This window comes from Rhizobacter sp. P1_G5 (genome assembly GCF_056405435.1).
In genome coordinates this window covers 1-4412 of the sequence record NZ_JBFUCB010000516.1, presented here as the reverse complement: position 1 = coordinate 4412, position 4412 = coordinate 1, and the positions used below count along the sequence as shown (strand labels likewise).

6 protein-coding genes are annotated in these 4412 nt (G+C 69.1%); 3 read left to right on the top strand and 3 right to left on the bottom strand.

Annotation, left to right across the window (positions count from 1 at the left end; all coding sequences use genetic code 11):
* Window positions 1-610, top strand: a 610-nt coding sequence (locus AC1D12_RS25880) for a hypothetical protein (RefSeq protein WP_477843799.1), incomplete at its 5' end; no start/stop codon positions are given.
* 10 nt (window positions 611-620) lie between these two features.
* Here the strand turns inward: AC1D12_RS25880 and AC1D12_RS25875 are convergent.
* Window positions 621-1775, bottom strand: a complete 1155-nt coding sequence (locus tag AC1D12_RS25875; protein WP_477826487.1) for an Ig-like domain-containing protein — start codon at window positions 1773-1775, stop codon at window positions 621-623.
* Between the two features lie 121 nt (window positions 1776-1896).
* On the opposite strand from AC1D12_RS25875, the gene AC1D12_RS25870 reads away from it, so the two are divergent.
* Both AC1D12_RS25870 and AC1D12_RS25865 read left to right on the top strand, forming a co-directional pair.
* Complete coding sequence (locus tag AC1D12_RS25870; RefSeq protein WP_477843797.1) at window positions 1897-3015, top strand: Kelch repeat-containing protein; 1119 nt, start codon at window positions 1897-1899, stop codon at window positions 3013-3015.
* An 81-nt stretch (window positions 3016-3096) separates the two neighbouring features.
* The gene (locus AC1D12_RS25865; protein WP_477843795.1) at window positions 3097-3483 is read left to right on the top strand and encodes a DUF3597 domain-containing protein; all 387 of its coding nucleotides are present in this window, start codon (window positions 3097-3099) and stop codon (window positions 3481-3483) included.
* A 52-nt stretch (window positions 3484-3535) separates the two neighbouring features.
* Here AC1D12_RS25865 and AC1D12_RS25860 read toward each other — a convergent pair whose 3' ends face one another.
* Both AC1D12_RS25860 and AC1D12_RS25855 read right to left on the bottom strand, forming a co-directional pair.
* Window positions 3536-3727: a DUF3606 domain-containing protein gene (locus tag AC1D12_RS25860; protein ID WP_477828401.1), complete on the bottom strand. Its 192-nt coding sequence runs from the start codon at window positions 3725-3727 to the stop codon at window positions 3536-3538.
* Window positions 3728-3824: 97 nt separating this feature from the next.
* Window positions 3825-4412: hypothetical protein (locus tag AC1D12_RS25855; protein WP_477843793.1), on the bottom strand; the 588-nt coding region annotated here is incomplete at its 5' end.

Here is a 4412-nt window from a genome sequence, read left to right as displayed (position 1 = left end):
GGAGGAGAACGGCTTCGCACGGCAGCTGTTCGGCCAGGCGATGCAGAACACCGCGGTGGCCTTTGCGTGGTCGGAGGGCTGGGCCAAGCTGCGCTCGCCGCTGGAGTACTCGGCGCAGGTGGGGCAGCGCCTGTCGCAGCAGTTCACCTTCGGCGTGCTGGGCGGTGCCGGCGCCTTGCTGCTGGGGCGCGGCGTGAATGCGGTGGTGTACGAGGTCAACAAGCACCTGGCCGCGCAAGCGCACGCGCATTCCAACGACCCGGCGCAGGCGCACAAGCCGATCAGCGGCACCAGCAGCCTGCCCGCGTGGGCGCAGGTGATGCTCGCGGCCGGCGCCGGCGGCATCGCCTTCTATTCGGCGATGACGCAGTACAGCGCAGTGAACGTGAAGAACGCGCGGCGCGACATCCAGGGCGGCAAGGACAACGACCCGGGCCTGGGCGACCAGATGAAGAAGGGCTGGATCAGCCCGCTGTGGCAGCGCCGGGCGAACAGCGCCGGCACGGCCGCCCAGGCCGCCGGCAACGATGTGCTGCAGGCCGATTGGCGCAGCACCTCGGCGATGCGCTCGGCGCTGGCGGCCGACGCGGTCGTGGCCACCAGCGACTAGCGTTCCGGCGTTACTGCAGGCTCAGCGTCAGCGTGTACTGGTCGCGGGTCTCGAAGTCGTACGGGATGCTCGACAGGCGGATCCACGCCTCGCGCGCGGTGGCGCCGTTGGTGTACGCCACGCTGACCTCGCCCGAGCTGGGCCATTCGGAATCGCCGGAGAGCTTGGCGCCGGTCGCGTCGACGATGGAGACGAAGAAGCCCTGGTGCTGCGGGGTCAGCATGCGCACCGTCAGCGTCTGGCCGGCCGGAATCGTCAGCTGGTAGTAGTCGCTGTCGGTGTGCACGATTTTCGAGCTGCCGATGACCACGGTCTCGTTCTTCAGCGTGCCGGAGATCAGCAATTGCCCGGCCGGCACTGCGTTGGCCGTGGCCAGCGTGTTGTTCGGCTCCGTCTCGGTGAGGCCGGCATTCGGGTCGATGTTCAGCACGATCTCGTCCGACAGCGTCGTGTGGTTGGCGAGATCGCGCGCGCGGGCGACGACGGTGTGCGCGCCGGGCGCCAGCGTCGTCGTGTCGAACAGCACGTAGTACTGGTCGGCCGGATCGGTGCTGAGGTAGTGCAGCGAGGCCCAGGTGCCGGTCTCCTTGCCGTCGACCAGGAAGTCGACGCCGAAGAGACGGGTCTCGTCCTTCGCGATGGCCGTCAGCTTGACCAGGCCGAAGCTGCCTTGCACGGCGGCGGTGATGGTGGGCGGCACGGTGTCGCTGCTGCCGGGCGCACCGGCCGGGGTGCCGATCGTGAAGCCGGCCTCGGCCGAGGTGGTGCTGTTGCCGGCGGCATCGACCGCGACCGCGACGAAGCTGTGCGTGCCGCTCGTGATCAGGCCGATCGGCAGCGACGAGGTGTACGAACCGTCGCTCGGCGATTTCTGCACGGTGACCTGGATGGCGCTGCCATCGATGAGGAAGGTGACCGAGGTGACACCGACGTTGTCGGTGGCGAGCGCGCTGAGGGCCACGGCCTCGGTGGACACGGTGGCCGATGCGGAGACGACCGGCGGCTGGGTGTCGGCGCTCGACGGGCTGGAGGCCGGCGTGCCGGGTGGGGAGGGCTTCTGGGCGGTGTCGTTGGTGCTGTCGCCACCGCCGCCGCCGCAGGCAGCGAGCATCAGCGTGAGAAGCAGGGCGGGCAGGGTGCGGGTGACGCTGGCGGATCGGGTCATGGGGTGGGCGTGTTGGGCGACCGGCGATTCTGTCACCTGGGTGACAGAAGATGATGACGACGACACGCGGTTACCCGGGCAGTTACGCTCCGGCGTCGACCACGGGCCCAGGGAGAACACCATGCACAGGATTCCTCGTCGCAGTTTTGTCATCGGTGCAGCGGCTGCGCTGGGCGCGGGGCGGGCCTTGGCGCAGACGACCGCGCCGACGCCGCTGCCACCCGCCTCATCGCCGTATGCGCAGTTGCGGGGCGGCACGCCGCACCACCTGTCGCCGGAGCAGGAGTCGCAACGCGTGTTCGACAGCACGGCGCCTGCGGGGCCGCCGGGGCGCTGGGTGGCGCGCGCTGCGCTGCCGATCCCGCGCAGCGAGATGGCGTGGGCAGCGGTGGTGCGCGGGCAGATGCACATCGTGGGCGGGTACGGCGAGGGCGCGGTGAACCGCGACTACCACCACATCTACGAGCCGGCGGCCGACCGCTGGCTCAACGGTGCGCCGCTGCCGCGCGGCGCGAACCACGTGGCGGTGGCAGCGGAAGGCGACCTGCTGTATGCCTGCGGCGGCTTCGTCGAACAGAACCGGCGATCGGATGCGCTGGCGTTCGTGTACGACAGCGGCTCGAACGCCTGGCGACCCATCGCGCCGATGCCACGGCCGCGAGGTGCGGCGGCGGCCGTGATGCTGGAGGGGCGGCTGCACCTGATCGGCGGCGCATCGGAGCCGGCGGCCGAGCGCGCGAGCGTCGGCTGGCATGAGGTGTACGACCCGAAGGCCGATCGATGGACCGCTCTGAAGCCGCTGCCCGGCGCGCGCGACCATGTGGGCTGCGTGGCGCATGGCGGCCTGATCCACGTGATCGGCGGGCGCTTCAACACCTTCGAATACAACACCACGCTGCACCACGTGTACCTCCCGGCGCGCGACACCTGGGAACTGCGGGCGCCGATGCCCACCGAGCGCTCGGGACACGGCCTGGTCGTGTACCGCAACCGGTTCTGGGCGATGGGCGGGGAGGGCGGCGAGATCGTCGGTGGCGTGCCGCGGCAGGCGCGCGTGTATGGTCAGATGGAGAGCTACGACCCGGCGAGCGACACGTGGCGCAGGCATGCGCCGATGCTGACGCCGCGGCATGCGGTGGGCGCGGTCGCGATCGGCGACTGGATTTACGTGGCCGGCGGCGGCGCGGTGCTGGGTGGGGCGGTTCAGTCGGCGGTGCATGAGGCGTTCACGCTGGGCTGATCCGTCTTGACCGGCGGGCGGCAACGCCTAGACTGGGTTTTCGTTGCCGACGCAGCGCATCCATCCAACCAGGAGACCACGATGAGCATCTTCAGCAAGATCAAGGACGCGATCTTTGGCAAGAAGGACGAGGTACCGGCGGTGGCGCAGGCGCCGACGCAGGCTGCACCGGCCGCGGTGCCGGCCACCGCGGCGCCCGTCGCATTGAGCGAGGTGGATGTGGAGGCGGTGCTGACCAAGCTGGCAGCGRCCTCGTCGCAGAAGCTGAACTGGCGCACCTCGATCGTCGACCTGATGAAGCTGGTCGGGATGGAATCGAGCCTGGCCGAGCGGCGGCAACTGGCGAGCGAACTCGGCTACTCAGGCGACACCAACGACACGGCGACGATGAACATCTGGCTGCACAAGCAGGTGATGACCAAGCTGGCGGAGAACGGGGGGAAGGTGCCGGCGAGTTTGCTGGGGTGAGATGACGCGGATCAGGCGTCATCAAGTCTGACAGGGCGCGGCGATCCGGGCTTCATTCCCCGCGCTCCCCACGCTTCAAATGCGCCTCCACATCCCGAGCCCGATCCCCGACCTTCGCAACCGCCTTCTTCAGTTCGTCAGGCGTCACGCCGTACTTCCTTGACCAATCGCGCAGTTCGTAGTCCTGGTGGACGTTGATGCGGTCGCGGTCCTGGCCTCCAGTTTGCTGCTTGCTGTCGGACATGCTGATCTCCGTTGGTGGGCAAGCAGACAGCTTATGCAGCACACGCCGGAGATGCTGTCGGAGAGAGCCGCTTCAGTTGTAGGAACGGTGAATCGATCTACTTGCGCCACCACGGCACGTCGTAGTTCACCTTCTCCTTCGGCACCACCATCGTCTGCGGCCTGACGTAGTACTCGAAGAAGCGCTTGCGATCGCCGACGTCGTAGATCTCGAACGCGCCGGCCTTCTCCTGCTCCTCCAGGAAGCGCCGCATCGCGCCGACCGGCTCCATCGGGTTGGCCTGCTGGAAGATCACCTCGCCGCCGTAGCGCTGGTAGAGCGCCTTGCTGATCTTCCATTGCAGCACCATGCTGCGCGGCAGCTCGCGCAGCATCGCCTTGTCGGCCGCCGACAGCCCGGGCGGGGGTGGCGGAAGCTTCAGCGCCGATTCGAGCTCGGCCACCTCGGCGTCGCTGACGGTGAGCCGCTCCTGCTCGGCGAAGCGCTGCACCAGCGGCCGCAGGATCTGGCCGTCCAGGCTGCTGCCGGGTTTCGTCGTCTCGTCGCTGTAGATCGTCCTTCCCAGCACCTTGGCCGCCGGGGTGCGGGTCTGCGCCAGTGCCGGCGCGAGCGAGCCGGCCGCGGCGGCCCCCAGGAAGAGTCTTCGGTGCATGTCGTGCGCCGCCGCGGCGGCGGAGTGGCAGAA

Excerpts from the sequence above, each read along its gene's own strand:
- AC1D12_RS25875 (WP_477826487.1), bottom strand. The coding sequence starts at position 1,775 with ATGACCCGATCCGCCAGCGTCACCCGCACCCTGCCCGCCCTGCTTCTC.
- AC1D12_RS25870 (WP_477843797.1), top strand. The coding sequence starts at position 1,897 with ATGCACAGGATTCCTCGTCGCAGTTTTGTCATCGGTGCAGCGGCTGCG.
- AC1D12_RS25860 (WP_477828401.1), bottom strand. The coding sequence starts at position 3,727 with ATGTCCGACAGCAAGCAGCAAACTGGAGGCCAGGACCGCGACCGCATC.